This window comes from Phycicoccus sp. HDW14 (assembly GCF_011383005.1).
Taxonomy (GTDB): Bacteria; Actinomycetota; Actinomycetes; order Actinomycetales; family Dermatophilaceae; genus Phycicoccus.
In genome coordinates this window covers 1055754-1073850 of the sequence record NZ_CP049935.1, presented here as the reverse complement: position 1 = coordinate 1073850, position 18097 = coordinate 1055754, and the positions used below count along the sequence as shown (strand labels likewise).

Genomic DNA, 18097 nt, shown 5'->3' with positions numbered 1-18097 from the left:
GCCGCTCAGCCCTCGACGCGCTTCTTCAGCTCGCTGAGCGCCGCGTCGATGATGAGCTTCTCGGCCTTGCGCTTGAGCATCCCGATCATCGGGATGGTGAGGTCGACCTCGAGGTCGTAGCTGACCCGGGTCGCGCTGCCGGCACCGACGAGGGTGTAGCTGCCCGTGAGGCCCTTGAGCAGCGAGGCGCGCACGAGGTGCCACGAGACGACGCCCGTGCCGTCCTCGGCGACGTCCCAGTCGTACTCGAGGACGTACTGGTCCTTGATGGCCCCCGCGTCGAGGGTGAACTCGACCTGGTCGGCCCAGCCGTCGCCGTCCTCGGTGAGGACGGTGCAGTCCTTCACCTGTTCCGCCCACTCGGGGTAGGACTCGAACGCCGCAATGACGTCGAGGACCTCGCCGGGTGCGGCGGCGATGTCGATGGTGGATCGTGTGCGGTCGGCCATGGCACCGCAGGCTACCCGCCCCCGGGGCCTAGAGTTGAGGGGTCTGCCCACCCGCGCACGAAGGAGTCCGACGGTGCACGAGACGTCCACGCCGCTCGTCCTGCCCACGACGAGCGAGGGCACCCTCGGTGACCTCCCGGCCCGCATCGCCGGCCAGGACCCCGGGCGGGTGACGTTCTCCGTGCGGGCCGGCAGCGGCTGGACCGCCGTCACGAGCGCCACCTTCGCCGCCGAGGTCGCGGCCCTGGCCAAGGGCCTGCTCGCCGCGGGCGTCGGGGTCGGCGACGTCGTCGGCATCATGTGCCGCACGCGCTACGAGTGGACCCTCGCCGACTTCGCGCTCTGGGCCGCGGGCGCCGTCCCCGTCCCGATCTACGAGACCTCCTCGGCCGACCAGGTCGAGTGGATCCTCTCCGACTCGGGCGCCGTCGGCGTCATCGTCGAGACCGAGGCGCACCTCGCGGCCGTCGACAAGGGGCGCGACCGGCTGCCGGGCCTGCGCCACACTTGGGTGGTCGACCACGGCGACATCGACACCCTGAGCCGCGACGGCGCCGACGTCGACGACGCCGAGCTCGCCGCCCGCCGGGAGGGCCTGAGCCGCGACAGCCTCGCGACCGTCATCTACACCTCGGGCACCACCGGCCGCCCCAAGGGCGTCGAGCTCACCCACGGCAACTTCCTCACCCTCGCCGAGAACACCGCCGAGCAGATCGCCGCGGTCGTCAAGGCCGACGGCGCCTCGACCCTGCTCTTCCTGCCGCTCGCGCACGTCTTCGCCCGGTTCATCGAGGTCCTCGCGGTCACCGCCGGCGTGCGGATGGGCCACTCCTCCGACCTCAAGACGCTCATGGACGACTTCGCGTCGTTCAAGCCGACCTTCATCCTCGCCGTGCCGCGCGTCTTCGAGAAGGTCTACAACTCCGCCGAGGCCAAGGCCGAGGCCGGCGGCAAGGGCAAGATCTTCGCGGGGGCCGCCGCCACCGCCATCGCCTGGTCCGAGGCCCTCGACGCCGGCAGCGTGCCGCTCGGCCTCCGGCTGCGGCACGCGGTCTTCGACAAGCTCGTCTACGCCAAGCTGCGCGAGGCGATGGGTGGGCGCGTGCAGTACGCCGTCTCGGGCGGCGCACCGCTGGGCACCCGGCTCGGGCACTTCTTCCGCGGCATCGGCGTGAGCATCCTCGAGGGCTACGGCCTCACCGAGACCACCGCGCCCGCCACCGTCAACCTCCCCGACGCGATGCGCATCGGCACCGTCGGCCCGCCGCTGCCGGGCGTCGACGTCCGCATCGCCGACGACGGCGAGATCTGCCTGCGGGGCGTCAACGTCTTCCGCGCCTACCGGGGCAACGAGCAGGCCACGCGCGACGCGGTGACCGACGGCTGGTTCCACACCGGCGACATCGGTGAGCTCGACGACAAGGGCTACCTGCGGATCACGGGGCGCAAGAAGGAGATCCTCGTGACCGCCGGCGGCAAGAACGTCGCCCCAGCCGTGCTCGAGGACCGGCTGCGCGCACACCCGCTCATCAGCCAGTGCATCGTCGTCGGCGACGGCAAGCCGTTCATCGCGGCGCTGGTCACCCTCGACGAGGAGATGTACCCCGGCTGGGCGGCCAACCACGGCCTCGACGGCGTGCCGTTCGCGAAGGCCAAGAACGACGAGCGCATCCTCGCCGAGGTCCAGAAGGCCGTCGACGACGCGAACACCGCTGTCTCCAAGGCCGAGTCGATCCGCAAATTCGTCATCCTCGACACCGACTTCACCGAGGAGTCCGGCCACCTCACCCCGTCGCTCAAGCTCAAGCGCAACGTCGTCATGCGCGACTTCGGCGACGAGGTCGACGCCCTCTACGGTGGCTGAGGCCCTCCGCGGGCGACCGGGGGCGGTCGCGGCCGTCGTCCTCGGCGGCGCGTGGCTCGCGTGGTTCGGTGTGCTCCAGTGGAGCGTCGTCCGCTTCCGCGTGCCGATCCTGCTCACCCTCACCGCCTGCGCCGCGCTCCTCGCGTGGTGGCTCGTCCGCCGCACCGAGGTGGTCCTCCCCCGCTGGCTGGCACCCGTGGTCGTCGCCGCGTCGGTGGTCATCACCCTCACCGTCCCGTTGTTCTCCTACCTGCGAGGCGGCTGGCTCATCGCAGCCCTCACGGTGCTCGCGCTCGGCGGGATCGCCTGTGCCGCACTGCTGCTCGTCCCACGGCGCTGGGGTGCGGCCGCGGCCCTGGGCGCGGCCGCCCTCACCCACACGGTGCTGGCCGCCGTGACGGTCGTCGGCGACAAGGCGCCGCGCATCGACGTGTGGGTCGTGCTCCAGCAGGGCGCCGACGCCATCGCCCGCGGCGAGAACGTCTACACGCAGCAGTGGACCGGCTCCCCCGGCGTCCAGGACTTCTTCCCCTACCTGCCGTGGATGGCCGTGCTCACCGCGCCCGGGCGCTGGGTCGCCGGCGACGTCCGCTGGATGCTGCTCGTCTGGACCCTCGTCCTGCTCGCCGGGCTCTGGGCGCTGGCCGGTACCGACCGCGGGCGCACGGCCCGGGTCGCCGCCGTCTCCGCCGTCCTCGTCCTGGCCCCCGGCACGCTGACCCAGGTCGACCAGGCGTGGACCGAGCCCGTGCTCGCCGCCCTGCTCGTCTGGTGGGCGGCCCTCGTGCGCCGCGGCCACGCCTGGTGGGCGGTGCTGCCGCTGGCCCTGGCCTGTGCGAGCAAGCAGCACCTCGCCCTGCTCGCGCCGGTGCTCCTCGTCTGGCAGCCCTTCGGGTGGCGGCGCACCTTGGCCACCGGCGGCCTCACCGGCCTGCTCGTGCTGCCGTGGGTGCTCGCCGACGCCGGCGCCTTCTTCGGCGACACCGTGACGACGCTGCTGACCTTCCACCCGATCCGGTTCGCCAACACCTGGTACCTGTACTTCCTCAACGAGCACGGCGTGACCCTGCCGTTCGCGGTGACGGGCGCCGCGATGCTCGCGGCCGTCGGGTCGGCGGTGCTCGCCGTGTGGCGCCGGCAGCCGCCGGTGGCCGAGGTGCTGCGCTGGCTGGCCCTCGTCCTGGCCGTCGCCAACCTCGTGAACAAGCAGGCGTTCTACAACCAGTTCTGGCTCACCGGCGCCCTGGTGGCGGCCTCGCTGGTCCTCCCCGCGACGCGCCGGGAGGACGACGAGCCGACGGTCAGCGAGACAGCGCGGCCAGCCGCTGCCGCCACAGCCGGGTGAACCCGGCGCGGTCCGTACCGAGGACCGACGGCATGGCCGCGTCGCAGGTCCGCTCGGCGTCCTGCGCCGGACCGGTGACGGTGCAGCGCTGCACGAGCCGGCGCAGCCCCGCCTCCCCCCGGCGCTCCACGACGAGCTCGGCGGCCTGCCACGCCGCGAGGTAGGCCACCTCGATGTCGCCGACCGAGGGGTCGAGCGAGGTGGCCGACGGCAGGTCGTCCGGAGCGGACCCCTCGCGCACGGCGGCGACGAGCGGGGCGAGCAGGGCCGAGCGCGGCACGTCGGCCCGGGCGTACCCGACGTGGTCGGCGTAGCCCTCGGAGAGCCAGGTCGGGGTCGTACCGGGCACGGTGGCGCGCACGGCGACGTGGGCCAGCTCGTGGGTGAGCACGACGTCACGCCCCACCGTGGTGAGCCGGCGCCGGGCCTGCGGGTCGAGCAGCACGCGGTCGGCGGTGGCGCGACCGTCGGCGTCCAGGGGCCCGTCGGTGGTCGCGGCCACCCGTCCCGGCCCGTCGCCGGAGGCCCCGAGGGCCGCGGCCTCCGCGACGGTGTCCGGCACGAGGACGAGCACGTGCGCCGGTGTGCCCGACCAGCCGCGGCGCAGGACGGGGACCTCGCGGTCGACCGTGCGCGCGGCCTCGTCGAGGGCCGAGGCGCCGGCAGTGCCCGCGACGACGGCGTGCGCGGTTCGTCGGACGGCCAGCTCCGGCATCGCCACCCAGGGTGGGGCGGGCTCGCCGTCGAGCGCGAGCTCGGAGTCGACCCGCCACCCCGGCCCGTCGTCGACCACCGCGTAGCGGACGCGGGCCGTGCGCTCACCGCGGTCGGTGCCGGCCAGCCGGTAGCGCAGGGTGACGTCGACGGCACGGGGGTCGTCGACGGGCGCCACGACGTCGTGGGTCAGCCGGGTCACGCGCAGGGCGCGGGCCGCGGCGAGGCCGGAGACCTGGCGCCGGCCGGTGTCGGTGCCCGGGTCGAGGACGGTGGCCGCGAACGCGTCGGCGTCGCCGGCGACCAGGGCCGCCTCCCGCCGGGTGAGCAGGGCGTCGACGGCCGAGGCGACGTCGGTGGGGTCGGGGGCGGCGGGCTCGGAGGAAGAGGTGAGGGCCGGCGCGGGGGTCGAGGGGCCGGACGCCGTGCCGGCGGGCGCGTCGCCGGACCCCGAGCAGCCGGTGAGCAGCAGCACCGCCGACAGCCCGGCCAGGACGCCCCGGGTGCACGGACCCGGGCCGGGACGGGTCACGGGTCGGCCGGGCACCGGCACATCGTAGGGAGGCGACCCGCACACCCCGTCGCGACCGGCTCGGGTGGCGGCTCAGCCGACGGCGCGACCGCCCGCCGCCGCGGCGACCCCCGGCTCGAGCCGGGCGCGGGCCCGGGCGGCGGTCTCGGCGTCGACGAGCCCGGCCCGCACGAGGCGGGTGACGGCGGCACGCTCCTCGGGGTCGAGCGAGGTCTCGGACCTGGTGCCCGGCTCGGTGAGCGTGAGGAAGACGGGCACCATGCAGTCGTCACAGTGCAGCTCGCGCACGGGGCACGTACGGCAGTCGACGGTCATGACATCGGGTCGGGTCATGCGGCTCACCCCTTTCCAGGTGTTGCCCACGACGCTAGGGGTGAGCACCGACAACGCCCCCGGACAGGGGTCACCCCCGAGCGGGACCGCTACCAGTTCACCCAGCCCGAGGTCGCCGACCCCGGGTTGAGGTCGAGCTTGATCTCGTTGGCGAGGTTGGGGTCGATCGAGCAGTACCCACCCGTGTGGGTGCCGTCGCCGTTGACGTGCACGCTCGTGGTGAACCACGGCGAGCCACGGTGGTTGTAGGTGCAGACGAGCGTGTAGTCGCCGGCCGGCACGTTGTTCGCCCGCCAGTTCACGATGCGGCAGTTGCCGCAGCTCGCCTTGTCGGTGGCGCCCTTGGAGATGCCACCGATGCTCGGCGGGTCGGGGATCGACTGACGGTCCGGACCGGCCCAGTCCGACCACCCCGCAGCCGACTTCGAGCGCACCTCGAGCTGGTAGGTCTTCCCGTCCTGACCGATGAAGCTCACCCGCGTGCGGTTGCCGCCGTACGTGCCGTCGACCGCGCCGCGCACCTGCACGTCGGTGATGTTCCGGCCGTTCTCCGGCAGGTTCCAGTCCCACGTGATGGTGTTGCCGCTGCGCGAGCTCGACAGGCCCGTGGGCGTCAGGGTCGGACCGTACGGCGTCGCCGTGTCGGACACCTGGGTCGACTGCTGCCCACCGGAGTTCACCGTCCACACGGTGATCGTCCGGGCCTTCGTGGGGCTGGTGTCGAAGGGGCCGACCGGGAAGGTGACCTGCGAGCCGGGCGCGCACCCGCACGTGTGGGTGCCCGACGTGCCACCGCCGGACCAGCGGATGGCCGTGAAGGCACCGGCCCGGGGCTTGCCCACCCCGACGGTCAGGCTGATCTGCCGGTCGCTGTCCGGCGTCGTCGCCCGCACGGTCGGCGTCTCGGGGATGCCGACCGACCGGAAGCTCGACGCGTTGGCCTTCGCGGACTCGAGGTCCGCGCCGTTGGTCAACGTCGCCGTGTACTCGTACGTGCGCCCGTCGTAGGGGATGACGACCTTCGCCGACCGCGTGCCGGGGGCGGTGTCGGTGACCTTGCCCCACGCGCCGCCGTCGACCCGCTGGTAGAGCGAGTACCGCGTCGTCGGCGGGCCGTTCGGCGAGCCCTGGGCCCACGAGACGGTGAGGGTCGCCGAGTCCTGGGCCGGGCCGGGCCCGCTCGCGGCGATGCCCGGGGCCGGCAGCGCCGCGGGGGTGCCGGCCGACTGCATGGTGACCGCCGGGCCGAACGGGCCCGCCCCGAGCTCGTTCCAGGCCTGCACCTGCACCGACTGCTCGGCCATGTTGTCGAGCCCGGTGACGGTGGTGCGCAGCCCGGGCGCGGTGACCGACTGGCTCCTCGTCTGCCCGGTCGAGGAGATGAGCCGCACGACGTACTTGCGCAGCGTGCTGCCCTCGTTCGGCGGCTGGTCCCACGCGATGGCGAGGGTGTGGTCGCCGCGCGAGACCATCCGCACCCCGGTGACGGCGTCGGGCAGCGTGTCCGGGCGCACGGCGGCGCTCGACTCCGAGGGCGGGCCCTCGCCGACGCCGTTGACCGCCGCGACCGTGAACCGGTAGTCCTTGCCGTTGGTCAGCCCGGTGACGGTGCACGGGCTGGCCGAGCACGTCGTCGTGCCGGACGAGCCGCCGGTGTGCCGCACGAGGTAGGACCCGATCACCGAGCCGCCGTCGTAGGTGGGCGCGAGCCACGACACCCGCGCCTGCCCGCCGGCGTCGCGGTCGGCGACGGCCTGCACCTGGCGCGGCTGCCCCGGCTTGCCGAGCAGCGTCACCGAGATGCGCCCGCGCGCGGTGCGCTTCGGGCCGTCGCTGACGCTGATCGCCACGGCCGCGCTCGGCGAGGGCCGGGCGCCGACGACCAGCGTCACCGAGCAGCCGGACGCGCTCGCCGTGACACCCGTCCCCCCCTCGACCCGGGCCGAGGTGACCGAGCACGCGGGCTTCGGCAGCGGCGAGTCGAGGTAGGGGCGGACGTCGACCGTGCGCGACTCCCCCTCCTTCAGGCCCGTGACGCTGATGGGCCGGAGGGTCGGCGGGGGCAGCGGGTCGTTCGGGTCGGCGCCCGAGGCACCGCCGAAGGCCGGGTCATCGGCGCCGATGACCCGCACCCCGATCGTCGAGGGGCTGGTCATCCCGGGCGACGAGACGGTCAGCCGGCCGCGCGAGCTGCGGGCGTCACCGTCGGCGTGGAGGGTGACCGTGCGGTTGCCCGGGCCGTCGACGGAGAGGTCGGCGTCGGCCTCGGCCTCCCAGCGGGTCGTGAACTCGACCGTGTCGAGGCTCGTCCCCACCGGCAGCCACGCGTGGCAGAAGGTCGGGATGTCGACCCGGCGGTCGAGGCCGCCGGCGCGCAGGGTGACCTCGCCCTGGGGGCAGCGCAGCAGCGGCACCTTGGGTCCGATCTGGACCGGGATCGACACGTACGCCGTGCCGAAGTCCTTCTGGGCGACCGCGTCCTGGTCGGTGACCTCGACCATGACGGCGGCCGGCCCGACGTAGCCGTTGGACGAGGTGAGCTCGAGGGTGCGGTTGTCGGTGAGCGACACCGAGAGGTTCGCGTCGGGCGAGGCGCTCAGGGTGTCGGCGGTCGTCACCGACACGACCCGGCCGCGCGGCGACTTCACGTGGTCGCCGAGCGCCACCGTGCGCGTCGAGTCGGGGTCCATGTCGATGACGGTGCCGGCGACGACGAAGGGCTGGCCGTTGGCGCCCGTGGGCACGTGGACGAGGGCCATCGCGCGCTGGCCGTCCTCGTCCTCGATGACGTACGGCACGGAGTACGGGTGGTCGAGGATGCGCACCGAGACCCGGCCGTCCGGGGTGACGGTGGCGTCCGGGGACAGGACGTCGACGACCTGGAGGGTGGCGGGGTCGGAGTCGACGTCGGTGTCGTTGGCGAGCACGGTGACCTGCGTCGAGGTCTCCCCCGGCTTCGGCGCGGCGACGTCGTCGTTGGCGACCGGTGGGTTGAGGTAGCCCTTGATCCCGCGCACGAGGATGGAGGCGCGCGAGGGGTCGAAGAGGCCGTCGCTGATGGAGTACACGAGCTGGTGCACGGCCGTCGTGTCGTCGGGAACCCGGGTCTGCACCGTGTGGTCGTCGTCGACCTGCCAGCCCGTGCGGTCGCCCTCGGTGCGCACGTCGACGACGTCGCCCCGGGCGATGAGGTCGTTGGTCAGGGGCTTGATGGTGACCGTCTTGCCGGGGGCCGCGAACACCTCGTCGGGCACGGCGACGGGGGGCTGGGCGTCGCCGGGCTGCACGACCCCGAGGCGCACGAAGGCCCGGCTCGTGGCGCCGAAGCGGTCGCGGACCTCGTAGGTGATGACCTCGGTGCCGGCGGCCAGCGGGAAGGACTCGTAGCGGATCGTGGACGGACCGATGGCCACGACGCGCCCGAGCCGCAGGTCGACCGGGCCGCCGTCGGCGCCGACGACACCGGTGACCGACACCGAGTCGCCGTCGGGGTCGACGCCGAAGGTCGGCACGGTCATCGTGATCGGGTCGCCGGCGGTCACCGTCGCCGTGAAGCTGCGCGCGACCGGGGCCTGGTCGACCCGCTGGGCGTTCGGCAGCGGCGTCACCTGCACCCGCACGCGGGCGGTCTGGGCGCGCGCGGCCATCCCGTCGGCGTAGGCGGCGTACTCGAGGGTGACGAACTTCTCGGCCTTGAGGCCGCGGGCCTCGGGGACGTAGCGCACGACGTTGCCCGAGGCGAAGGCCTGCTGGGCGTCGCCCTTGCTGACGACCTTGACCGAACGCGGGTCGAGCCGCAGCGGGATGCCGTCGGCCATCGTGTCGTTGTCGAGGACGGGGATGGTGACGGTGTCGCCCTCGCGGACCGTCGCGGTGTCGTCCTGGACGAGCGGCACGGCGTCCTCGACCGGCGGCTGCTGCAGCACCGAGACCTGGCCGGTGACGCGCTGGGTGCCGTCGCTCACGGTGTACGAGACGGTGCCGCGCCGCCCGCCGCCGTCGGCATCGAGGGGGGCCGGCTCGGTGGCCTCGAGGCGCACCCAGCGGCCCTGGTAGATCGAGGGGCGGATCCACGGCGAGTCGCTGCTCGCGGAGACCGCGGCGGTCACGAGGACGTCGCCACGCGGGCTGTAGTCGTTGGCCAGCACGTCGACCATGGCGGGGGCCTGGTCGTGCAGGGTCGCGGTGTCCGGCACCGAGACCGGAGGCGCGCCCTCCGGCGGCGCGCTGAGGTCGACGCGGATGCGGCCCGGTGCGGCCCCGGCCCCGGTGGTCGCCGAGTACGGGAGCTCGTAGGTGCCGGGCGCCGACCCGGTGACCGTGACCTGGCCGGTGGCGAGGTCGGTGTCGACCTGCAGCGGCCCGACCGGGCGCACCTCGGAGCGCAGCCGCAGGATGGCGTCGGGCTCGCCGGGGTCGGCACCCGCGATGTCGTTGCCGAGCGGCTCGACCTGCAACGGCTTGCCGACGACACCGCGCACGGCGTCGGGCTGGGTGCGAGGGGCGACGAACTTGCCGTCTCCGCTCGGTGAGATGACCTGCGCGTTGACCGAGCCCTTCGTCGTGCCACCCCGCCCGTCGGTGACGACGTAACCCACCGGCTGCCGGCCCTCCTCGACCGGGGCGGTCAGCGTGACCCGACCCTGCCCGTCGACGACCCCGCCCTCGACGTCGGCTCGGGCGGCGAGCACGTCGTTCTCGGGGTCACGCCAGTCGGCGAGCACCGGCACCGACAGCTTCTTGCCGGCGATGACGGGGTACGGCTCCTGCGCCAGGCGCGCGCCGGGCCGCAGCCGCGGGGCGCCGTTGACCTCCTCCGGGACGATGCGCACCGTCACCTTCGCGGCGTTCTTCGAGGTCACCTTCCCGTTGTTGACCTTGTAGGAGAACTCGAACGACCGGTCCTCCGTGCCGTCGGGGACGGCGACGTCGACCGACTGCCCGTCGGCCGAGACGGTCGCCGAGACCCCCTCGAGGGAGGGGGCGCTGACGTCGCGCTGGTCGATGGCCAGCACCGACCCGGCGACGTCGGTGTCGTTGTCGAGGACGTGCAGCTTGCTCGTGCGCCCCGGGCGCACGGACTCGGCATCGGGCACGGCCTTGGGCGGCTGGTTGGCGCTCGCCTCGTCGACGAGGTTCTCGTCCTTCTTCTTGTTCTTGTCGTCCTGGCGCACCGGCGGGGTCAGCGCGTCCCAGTTGTCGATCTTCTTGGGCTTGTCGTCGAGGTCCCACACCCCGCCGTTGTCGAGGTCGTTGAGCACGATGAGGCCGCGGTTGACCCGGAAGGCCACCCCGTCGCGCGTCGCCTCCTCCCCCTCGGCGGGCAACGTCGCGGTCGGCTGGTCCCCCGTGCGACCGCAGTTGACGCCGTAGAACACGCGACCCTGCTCGGCCCACGCCGCGTGCACGCAGCCGTCGAGCACCACCGGCCGGGTGACGAGCGTGGCACCCGGGACCCGGTTGACCTGCTCCCCCACGACCACACCACCCGGGGAGGCGCCACCGTCGAGGGGCACCTGCACCGCACGGCTCGCCGACTCGACGACGACGGTCGGCGCGGACGGCCCCGGCTGCTGGAGCGCGGCGGTGCGCCCGCCCTCGACCGTCACCTGGGCGTCGACGCCGGCCGGCTCGGCGGCCGTGTGCACGGTGTCCTTCGCGGGGTCGTACGCCACCCAGTCAGGGCCCACGGCCGTGATGTCCGGTGTGCCGGAACGGATCCCGGTGGCCACGACGACCGGCTTGCGGAAGCCGTTGCCGGCCGGCGCGATGCTCGTGACCTTGCCGTCGGCGCCGGACACGACGTGCACGACCCCGTCGACGCCGACCGCGATCGCGGCATTCTTCCCGACGGAGGCCACCGGCCTGGCGCCCACCGCGACACCCGGGAACGACTCGGTGCCCGCCTGCGGGTCGACCCGCTGGGCGTAGACCTTGCCGGTGGCGGGGTCGAGGAGGGCGAGGGTGCCGCCCCGCAGGTCGACGCGGGCCGGGACGAAGCGTCCGTCGCTGCCGGCCGGGGCGGCCGCGACCGTCGCGACCGGGTCGCCGGCGGCGGCGGCCCGCGCGTCGATGGAGAACAGCTCGCCGGTGCCGGTGTCGAGGCCGAGGACGACCGCGCCGTCCTGGAGCACGTCGAGGCCGCTGCCCGCGGCGGCGTCGGTGGCCACGCCGGTGTCGAGCTGGCCGATGGGCACGTTGGCCTTGGCGAACTTCGCCTGCTGGGCCGAGCTGACCCACACCCCGGCGTCGTTGAGGTCGCTCTCGTGGACGGTCGAGCCGTCGCTGGCCACGGCCGCGTACCCGAGGCCGGAGACGATGACGACCACCGCGAGCAGGCCGGCGAGCCGGCGCCGCGCGCGGGAGGCCGCACGGGCGGACGCACGTCGAGCCACGTGTCTCCTCCTCGGCGGACCCCTGTCGGCACCGGGTCCCCGCCGGTGCCGTGACCTGCACCCTAACCGGGCGAGGAGCACACCGGGGCCGGTTGGCCCGGGGAGCACTCCCCACCTGCGTGGGGCCCCGCCCGTCCGCGCGCCTCGGCGGGGCTGTCGGCCCCGCGATCTACCGTTCGGGCCATGACGATGGTCCAGGGCACGTTCGACGACCTGGGCACGCCGCTGGCCGGTGTCAGCTTCGTCGTCGTCGACCTCGAGACCACCGGGGGCAGCCCGGCCGAGTGCGGCATCACCGAGATCGGGGCGGTCCGGGTGCGCGGCGGCGAGGTCGTCGGCGAGTTCCAGACCCTCGTCAACCCCGGCGAGGCCATCCCCGCCTTCATCGCCGTGCTCACCGGCATCACCGACGCGATGGTCGCCGACGCGCCGCGCATCGAGGCGGCCCTCCCGGCCTTCCTCGAGTTCGCGGCCGGCTCGGTCCTGGTCGCGCACAACGCCGGCTTCGACATCTCCTTCCTCAAGGCCGCCGCCCGGCGCACCGAACGCGAGTGGCCCGGCTTCCCCGTCCTCGACACCGTGCACCTGGCCCGCCAGCTCGTCCGCCGCGACGAGGTGCCCAACCACCGGCTCGGTTCCCTCGCACGGCTCTTCCGCTCCACCACCACCCCCGACCACCGTGCCCTGCACGACGCCCGCGCCACCGTCGACGTCCTCCACGGGCTCATCGAGCGAGTCGGCAACCTCGGGGTGCACTCCCTCGAGGAGCTCCTCGACTACACCGTCCGGGTCTCCCCGCGCGCCGGCGCAAGCGCCACCTCGCCGACGACCTGCCCGACAAGCCGGGCGTCTACCTCTTCAAGGACGGCGACGGCCGCGTCCTCTACGTCGGTACGTCGGTGTCCATCCGCACCCGGGTCCGCTCGTACTTCACCGCCTCCGAGCACCGGCGTCGGATGGGCGAGATGGTGCGCCTCGCCGAGTCGGTCAGCCCGGTCGTCTGCGCCACGACCCTCGAGGCCGAGGTCCGCGAGCTGCGCCTCATCGCCCAGCACAAGCCGCGCTACAACCGCCGCTCGCGCCACCCCGAGAAGGCGCTCTGGGTCAAGCTCACCGTCGAGCCGTTCCCCCGGCTGTCGGTCGTGCGCTCGGTCGCCGACGACGGCGCGCGCTACGTCGGGCCGTTCGGGTCGCGGCAGTCGGCCGAGGCCGCCGTCGCCGCCGTCCACGAGGTGCTGCCGCTGCGGCAGTGCGTCGAACGGCTCTCCCCCAAGCGCCCCCGCTCGGCCTGCGTCCTCGCCGAGATGGGCCGCTGCGGCGCCCCGTGCACCGGCGCCCAGGGCGTCGACGAGTACGCCGAGGTCGTCGAGCGCGCGGCCCAGCTGCTCTCCGGCGGCACCCGCGACCTGCTCGACGCGCTCCAGGAGCGGATGGCCACGCTGTCGGCCGTCCAGCGCTTCGAGGACGCCCAGGTCGTCCGCGACCGGCTCGTCGCCCTCGTCCGCGGCGCCACCCGCTCGCAGCGCCTCGACCCCCTCGCCCGCATCCCCGAGCTCGTCGCGGCCCGCCGCTCGGTCACCGGCGGCTGGGAGGTGGTGTGCGTGCGGCACGGCCGGCTCGCGGGGAGCACCACCTCACCGCGCGGTGCCGACCCGATGCCCTACATCGCCGCGCTGCGGGCCAGCGCCGAGGTCGTCGCGGCCCCGCTCGCCCCGGCCACCGCGGCGACGGCCGAGGAGAGCGAGAAGGTGCTCCGCTGGCTCGAGTCCCCGGGCGTGCGGGTCGTCGAGGTCGACGGGCCGTGGACCTGCCCGGTCGCCGGCGCCGCGGCGGTCCGTGAGGAGCTCGAGCCGCTCGAGGCCTCCCGCCGCCGCACCGCGGGCTTCGCCGGCGTCCGCTGACCCCGTCGCGCCCGCGGCGGCACCCCGCGGCGTAGCGTGCGCCGGATGAGCGACCTCCACCTCGTCGACGTCCCCGTCCCCGGCGGCACCGCCGAGGCCCACCTGTCCCTCCCGCCGGGCGGGCACGGCCCCGGGGTGCTCCTCGTGATGGACGCCATCGGCCTGCGCCCGCAGATCGCCGCGATGTGCGAGCGCATCGCCGGATGGGGCCACGTCGTCCTCGCGCCGAACGTGTTCCACCGCGACGGCACCGTCGCCGAGCTCGCCCCGACCGAGGACCTGCACACGCCCGAGGGCCGTGAGGCGGTCATGGGCCGGGCGATGCCCCGGGTCCGGGCCCTGACGAGCGACCTCTCGCGCCCCGACGTCGAGGCCTACCTCGCGGCCCTACGCGGCCTCGACGCCGTCGACGACGGCCCGGTCGCCGTCACCGGCTACTGCATGGGGGCCCGCATCGCCCTGCGCGCCGCCGGCGACCACCCCGACGTCGTCGCGGCGTGCGGCGGCTTCCACGGCGGCGGCCTCGTCACCGACGAGCCCGACAGCCCGCACCTCTCGGTGGCCACCGCCCGCGCCGAGCTCGTGTTCGGCCACGCCGACCACGACGGGTCGATGCCGCCCGAGGCGGTCGCCACCCTCGGGGCGGCCCTGGCCGACGCGGGGCTGACGGCGACGAACGAGGTCTACCCCGACGCGCCGCACGGCTACACGATGGCCGACACGGCGATGTACCAGGAGGCCGGCGCCGAACGGCACTACCGCGAGCTCGAGGCGCTGCTCTCCCGCCGCCTCGGGGGCGCCCCGGCCGGTGGCTAGGCTGGCCCGGTGATCACCGCCATCGTCCTCATCACCGCCGACGTCGACCGGATCCCCGAGGTCGCCCAGGAGATCGCCGACCTCGAGGGCGTCACCGAGGTCTACTCGGTCGCCGGCGACGCCGACCTCGTCGCGATGGTGCGGGTCCGCCGCCACGAGGACCTCGCCGACGTCATCGCCGACCGGCTGAACAAGGTCGAGGGCGTCACGGGCACCAACACCCACATCGCCTTCCGCACCTACTCCTCGCACGACCTCGAGTCGGCGTTCAGCCTCGGCATCGAGGACTGAGCAACCCGGGCGCGCCGAACCCGGACGCTCCGGCGCGTCCTGCACGCCGACCGCCAGGAAGGGTCCCTGGAGGACGAGGTGGGGTGATGACCCCCGCCGCGCCACCAGGAAGGCCTCCTGGGGACCGATGGGGGGTGACGACGTCGCCCGCTCGACCCCGTGGACGTCACCAGGAAGGGTCCCTGGAGGACGAGGTGGGGTGATGACCCCCGCCGCGCCACCAGGAAGGACTCCTGGGGGCCGAGTGGCCTCAGGCGCCGGCGAGCTCGCGGGTGGTGGCGACCCAGCGCGCCAGCAGCTCAGCGGCGGCCCCGGAGTCGAGCGCCTCCTGCGCCCGCGCCACACCCGCCCCGAGGGCCGCGGCGAGGCTCGCGTCGGTCGGCGCACCCTCGAGCCCGGACGCGACGGCCAGGGCCATCCCCGCGTTGAGCACGACGGCGTCACGCACCGGTCCGGTCTCGCCCGCGAAGAGCCGACGGGCGACGTCGGCGTTGAAGGCGGGGTCGCCGCCGCGCAGGGCCTCGACGGGGGCGGTGGCGAGGCCGACCGCCTCCGGGCCGACCGACAGCTCGGTGACCTCGCGGTCGCGCACCCACCACACGGTCGAGGTCGTCGCCAGGGTCAGCTCGTCGAGCCCGTCGTCGCCGCGGAACACCGCCGCGGACCGTCCGCGCCCGGCGAAGACACCGGCGAGCAGCGGCGCGAGTCGGGCGTCGGCCGCCCCGACGGCCGCGTAGGTCGGCTGGCCGGGGTTGGTCAGCGGGCCGAGGGCGTTGAAGGCCGTCCCGACCCCCAGGCCCGACCGCGCGGCCGCGGCGTGCCGCATCGAGGGGTGGAAGGCCGCCGCGAAGCAGAAGGTGATGCCGACCCGCTCGGCGACCTCGGCCACCTGCGCGGGGGCCAGCGTGAGGTCGACCCCGAGCTCCTCGAGCACGTCGGCCGAGCCCGACGACGACGACGCCGCGCGGTTGCCGTGCTTGACCACCCGCAGCCCCGTGGAGGCGACGAGCACCGAGGCCATCGTCGAGATGTTCACCGAGTGCATCCGGTCGCCGCCGGTGCCGACGATGTCGGTGCTCGGCCCGGGCACCTCGATGCGGTTGGCGTGCTCGAGCATGACGTCGGCGAGGCCGCGCAGCTCCTCGACCGTCTCGCCCTTGGCCCGCAGCGCGACGAGGAAGCCGGCGAGCTGCACCGGCGAGGCCTCGCCGCTCATCACCCGGTCCATCGCCCAGCGGGCGGCGTCGGTGCTCAGGTCCTCGCCACGCAGCAGGGCGGAGAGGAGGTCCGGCCAGGTGTGGTCCCCGACCGTGGGGGCGCCCACGCCGCTCAGCCGACGGAGACCCGCTCGCGCGCGAGGCGGGAGAGGGCCTCGGCGACGGCGATCGGGTCGAGCGGGTGCGGGACGGCCTCGTCGGCGAGGGACCACCCGGCGAGCCAGGCGTCCTGGGGGCGCCCGGTGAGCACGAGGACCGGCGGGCAGCGGAAGATCTCGTTCTTCAGCTGGCGGCACAGCCCGAGGCCGCCGACCGGCGCCGCCTCGCCGTCGAGGACCGCGACGTCGACGCCGCCGGCGTCCATCGCCTCGATGACCGCCTCGGCCGTCGCGCACTCGTGCCACGAGACCACCTCGACGTCACGGGCGGGCCGGCGACCGGCCGCGGCACGCACGGCGTCACGCGTGGTGATGTCGTCGCTGTAGAGGAGCACCCGGACCCGGTGGAGGCCGTCGGAGCCCGACGTGGGGGCGGGGCCCGCGGGGTCGTGCGAATCGGTCATGGAGGCATCGTAGCGAGGGCCCGCCCGGGCCCCCGACCGGCCCGTTCACCGGGAACCGGGCGCCGTTGCGGGGCGTTGTCGAGCGTTTCGGGGGTCGCCTCGTCGGATACCCCCGGATGTCGGCATAATGCCGTGCGTGGCGACTTCTGCAGCAGCTTCGGTCAAGCACGCGGGACCGGTCCCGTCCATCCCGGGCTCGGGCCCCGCGACGCGTCCGAACATGGTCGCCGTCGGCACGATGGTCTGGCTCTCCAGCGAGCTCATGTTCTTCGCGGCGCTCTTCGCGTTCTACTTCACCCTGCGCGGCCACCTGCCCGACCTCTGGGACGAGCGCACGGCGATGCTCAACGTGCCCTTCGCCTCGGCGAACACGCTGATCCTCGTCATCTCCTCGGTCTGGTGCCAGCTCGGCGTCCTGCAGGCCGAGCGCGGCGTCGTGGCCCGCCCGGCCGGCACGAAGCTCACCCGGGTCAGCGCCTGGGGCATGCGCGAGTGGTACGTCCTCACCTACATCTTCGGCTCGATCTTCGTCGCCGGCCAGGTCTACGAGTACGCCCACCTGATCATGGAGGGGGTCACCCTCTCCTCCGACTCCTACGGGTCGATCTTCTACCTCGCCACCGGCTTCCACGGGATGCACGTCACCGGCGGGCTCATCGCCTTCCTCCTCATCCTCGGGCGCACCTTCACCACCCGTCGCTACTCGCACGCGCAGGCCACCGGCGCGGTCGTCACGTCGTACTACTGGCACTTCGTCGACGTCGTCTGGATCGCCCTGTTCCTCATGATCTACGTCCTCAAGTAAGTTCTCCCGCACCCTGATCCGCCCGAACCGCAGCAGACGACAGGAAGCACCGTGAACGCACTGGCAGCCCGCCGCCGGCACCCGGCGGCGATCGCCGTCCTCCTCATGATCGGCCTGTTCCTCACCGGCGCGGTCTACGCCGCCGTCGCCCCGGAGCCCGCCGACGCCTCGAGCGCGGCGTCCACCGCCGCCTCGGTCGACGAGGGCAAGCAGCTGTTCCGGGCCAACTGCGCCACCTGCCACGGCCTCAACGCCGAGGGCCGGGCCACCGGGCAGGGCGACAAGATCGCCGGGCCGCCGCTGGCCGGGGTCGGGGCCGCGGCCGTCGACTTCCAGGTCGGCACCGGCCGGATGCCGATGGCCCAGCCGGGCGTCCAGGCCGGGCAGGGCAAGGTGAAGTTCGACCAGGACCAGATCGACGCGCTCGGTGCCTACATCGCCTCGCTGGCCCCCGGCCCGGCCGTCCCCGCCGACGAGGCCGTCGACGCCTCCAAGGGCGACCCCGCGCTCGGCGGCGAGCTGTTCCGCGTCAACTGCGCGATGTGCCACAACTTCGCCGGCGCCGGCGGCGCGCTGACCCGCGGCAAGTACGCCCCCTCGCTCAAGGACGTCTCGGGCAAGCACATCTACGAGGCGATGGCCACCGGCCCGCAGAGCATGCCCGTCTTCAACGACGCCAACGTCACCCCCGAGAACAAGCGCGACATCATCGCCTTCCTCGACACCATCGACCAGCAGCCGAACCAGGGCGGCCTGACCCTCGGCTCGCTCGGCCCGGTGACGGAGGGCCTGTTCGCGTGGGTCTTCGGCCTCGGCATCCTCATCGGCTGCGCCGTCTGGCTCGGCTCGAAGGCCGCGTAGCGGCCGCCCCGT

12 protein-coding genes and 1 pseudogene are annotated in these 18097 nt (G+C 74.3%); 7 read left to right on the top strand and 6 right to left on the bottom strand.

Annotation, left to right across the window (positions count from 1 at the left end; all coding sequences use genetic code 11):
* Window positions 1-5: 5 nt before the first annotated feature.
* Complete coding sequence (locus G7075_RS05330) at window positions 6-449, bottom strand: SRPBCC family protein (RefSeq protein ID WP_166119606.1); 444 nt, start codon at window positions 447-449, stop codon at window positions 6-8.
* A 73-nt stretch (window positions 450-522) separates the two neighbouring features.
* Between G7075_RS05330 and G7075_RS05325 the strand changes: the two genes are divergently transcribed.
* Together G7075_RS05325 and G7075_RS05320 are read left to right on the top strand one after the other, a co-directional pair.
* Entirely contained in the window at window positions 523-2313 is a 1791-nt protein-coding gene (locus tag G7075_RS05325) for a long-chain fatty acid--CoA ligase (protein WP_240917903.1), read from the top strand.
* On the top strand, window positions 2306-3658 hold the full coding sequence (locus G7075_RS05320) for a hypothetical protein (protein ID WP_166119600.1): 1353 nt from the start codon (window positions 2306-2308) through the stop codon (window positions 3656-3658). Before G7075_RS05325 ends, G7075_RS05320 begins: the two co-directional genes overlap by 8 nt.
* Here G7075_RS05320 and G7075_RS05315 read toward each other — a convergent pair.
* The 3 genes from G7075_RS05315 to G7075_RS05305 form a co-directional block, all read right to left on the bottom strand.
* On the bottom strand, window positions 3615-4919 hold the full coding sequence (locus tag G7075_RS05315; RefSeq protein WP_166119598.1) for a hypothetical protein: 1305 nt from the start codon (window positions 4917-4919) through the stop codon (window positions 3615-3617). The two genes, G7075_RS05320 and G7075_RS05315, sit on opposite strands and share 44 nt — an antisense overlap.
* A gap of 57 nt (window positions 4920-4976) precedes the next feature.
* Window positions 4977-5237 carry a hypothetical protein gene (locus G7075_RS05310; RefSeq protein ID WP_166119596.1) on the bottom strand — a complete coding sequence of 87 codons (261 nt, stop codon included), beginning with the start codon at window positions 5235-5237 and terminating at the stop codon, window positions 4977-4979.
* Between the two features lie 89 nt (window positions 5238-5326).
* A complete protein-coding gene (locus tag G7075_RS05305; RefSeq protein WP_166119592.1) occupies window positions 5327-11632 on the bottom strand; it encodes an Ig-like domain-containing protein in 6306 nt (2101 codons plus the stop codon).
* A gap of 183 nt (window positions 11633-11815) precedes the next feature.
* Between G7075_RS05305 and G7075_RS05300 the strand changes: the two are divergent.
* The 3 genes and pseudogenes from G7075_RS05300 to G7075_RS05290 all read left to right on the top strand — a co-directional run bounded on the left by G7075_RS05300 (window position 11816) and on the right by G7075_RS05290 (window position 14640).
* Window positions 11816-13533, top strand: a pseudogene (locus G7075_RS05300) (DEDD exonuclease domain-containing protein).
* Window positions 13534-13578: 45 nt separating this feature from the next.
* Window positions 13579-14349, top strand: coding sequence for a dienelactone hydrolase family protein (locus tag G7075_RS05295; protein WP_166119590.1), 771 nt, complete (start codon window positions 13579-13581; stop codon window positions 14347-14349).
* A 9-nt stretch (window positions 14350-14358) separates the two neighbouring features.
* Window positions 14359-14640 carry an Lrp/AsnC family transcriptional regulator gene (locus tag G7075_RS05290; protein ID WP_166119587.1) on the top strand — a complete coding sequence of 94 codons (282 nt, stop codon included), beginning with the start codon at window positions 14359-14361 and terminating at the stop codon, window positions 14638-14640.
* Between the two features lie 250 nt (window positions 14641-14890).
* Here the strand turns inward: G7075_RS05290 and trpD are convergent, their stop codons facing one another.
* A complete protein-coding gene (trpD, locus tag G7075_RS05285) occupies window positions 14891-15964 on the bottom strand; it encodes an anthranilate phosphoribosyltransferase (RefSeq protein WP_205860626.1) in 1074 nt (357 codons plus the stop codon).
* 5 nt (window positions 15965-15969) lie between these two features.
* Window positions 15970-16419 (bottom strand): response regulator transcription factor, encoded by a 450-nt coding sequence (locus G7075_RS05280; RefSeq protein ID WP_205860625.1) that lies wholly within the window; start codon window positions 16417-16419, stop codon window positions 15970-15972.
* Between the two features lie 220 nt (window positions 16420-16639).
* Here G7075_RS05280 and G7075_RS05275 point away from each other — a divergent pair, with 220 nt between their 5' ends.
* Window positions 16640-17224, top strand: coding sequence for a heme-copper oxidase subunit III (locus G7075_RS05275; protein WP_166119585.1), 585 nt, complete (start codon window positions 16640-16642; stop codon window positions 17222-17224).
* A gap of 51 nt (window positions 17225-17275) precedes the next feature.
* Window positions 17276-18085 (top strand): cytochrome c, encoded by an 810-nt coding sequence (locus G7075_RS05270; protein WP_166119582.1) that lies wholly within the window; start codon window positions 17276-17278, stop codon window positions 18083-18085.
* The last annotated feature ends 12 nt before the right edge of the window (window positions 18086-18097 follow it).

Excerpts from the sequence above, each read along its gene's own strand:
- G7075_RS05330 (WP_166119606.1), bottom strand. The coding sequence starts at position 449 with ATGGCCGACCGCACACGATCCACCATCGACATCGCCGCCGCACCCGGC.
- G7075_RS05310 (WP_166119596.1), bottom strand. The coding sequence starts at position 5,237 with ATGACCCGACCCGATGTCATGACCGTCGACTGCCGTACGTGCCCCGTG.
- G7075_RS05295 (WP_166119590.1), top strand. The coding sequence starts at position 13,579 with ATGAGCGACCTCCACCTCGTCGACGTCCCCGTCCCCGGCGGCACCGCC.
- G7075_RS05280 (WP_205860625.1), bottom strand. The coding sequence starts at position 16,419 with ATGACCGATTCGCACGACCCCGCGGGCCCCGCCCCCACGTCGGGCTCC.
- G7075_RS05275 (WP_166119585.1), top strand. The coding sequence starts at position 16,640 with ATGGTCGCCGTCGGCACGATGGTCTGGCTCTCCAGCGAGCTCATGTTC.